Source organism: Streptomyces rubellomurinus, assembly GCF_000961885.1.
GTDB lineage: Bacteria > Actinomycetota > Actinomycetes > Streptomycetales > Streptomycetaceae > Kitasatospora > Kitasatospora rubellomurina.
In genome coordinates, this window is record NZ_JZKH01000247.1 from 1 (window position 1) to 1,151 (window position 1,151).

1 protein-coding gene is annotated in these 1,151 nt (G+C 66.6%); it reads right to left on the bottom strand.

Annotation, left to right across the window (positions count from 1 at the left end; all coding sequences use genetic code 11):
* Positions 1 to 17: 17 nt before the first annotated feature.
* Positions 18 to 1,151 (bottom strand): acyl-CoA dehydrogenase family protein (locus tag VM95_RS37595; RefSeq protein WP_208615611.1); only part of this gene is annotated, 1,134 nt, incomplete at its 5' end.

The following is a 1,151-nucleotide window of genomic DNA, read 5'->3' on the forward strand; positions in this document are numbered from 1 at the left end:
GTCGGTTCGTGGGGTCGTTACGGCAGGTTGCGGGCCATCACGATGCGCTGGACCTGGTTGGTGCCCTCGTAGATCTGCGTGATCTTCGCGTCCCGCATCATCCGCTCCAACGGGTAGTCCCGGGTGTACCCGTACCCGCCCAGCAACTGCACCGCGTCCGTGGTCACCTCCATCGCCACGTCCGACGCGAAGCACTTCGCCGCCGCACCGAAGAACGTCAGATCACCGTCCTGCCGCTGCGACTTCGCCGCCGCCACGTACGTCATCTGCCGCGCCGCCTCCAGCTTCATCGCCATGTCCGCCAACATGAACTGGATCCCCTGGAAGTCACCGATCGGCTTCCCGAACTGCTTGCGCTCCCGCACGTAGTTCTTCGCGTAGTCCAGCGCACCCTGCGCCACACCCACCGCCTGCGCCGCGATCGTCACCCGCGTGTGGTCCAACGTCCGCATCGCCGTCGCGAACCCCGTCCCCTCCGCACCGATCATCCGATCCGCCGGAATCCGCACATTGTCGAAGTACACCTCACGCGTCGGCGACCCCTTGATCCCCAACTTCTTCTCCGGAGCCCCGAACGACACCCCCGCGTCGCCCTTCTCCACCACGAACGCCGAGATCCCCTTCGAACGCTTCTCCGGGTCCGTCACCGCCATCACCGTGTAGAACTCCGACACCCCCGCATTGGTGATCCAGCGCTTCACACCGTTCAGCACCCAGAAGTCACCGTCCCGCACCGCCCGCGTCGACATCCCCGCCGCGTCCGAACCCGCCTCCGGCTCCGACAGGCAGTACGAGAACATCCCCTCACCCCGCGCCAGCGCACCCAGGTACTTCGCCTTCAACTCCGGCGAACCCGACAACTGCACCGGCAACGACCCCAGCTTGTTCACCGCCGGAATCAACGACGAGGACACGCACACCCGCGCGACCTCCTCGATCACGATCACCGTCGCCAACGCGTCCGCCCCCGCACCACCGAACTCCTCCGGCACGTGCACCGCGTGCAGATCGTTCGCCGTCAGCGCGTCCAACGCCTCCTGCGGGAACCGACCCTGCTCGTCCACCTCCGCCGCATACGGAGCGATCTTCGCCTCGGCCAGCGAACGCACCGCCTCGCGAAGCATCTGGTGCTCCTCGGAGATCCGGAAGAG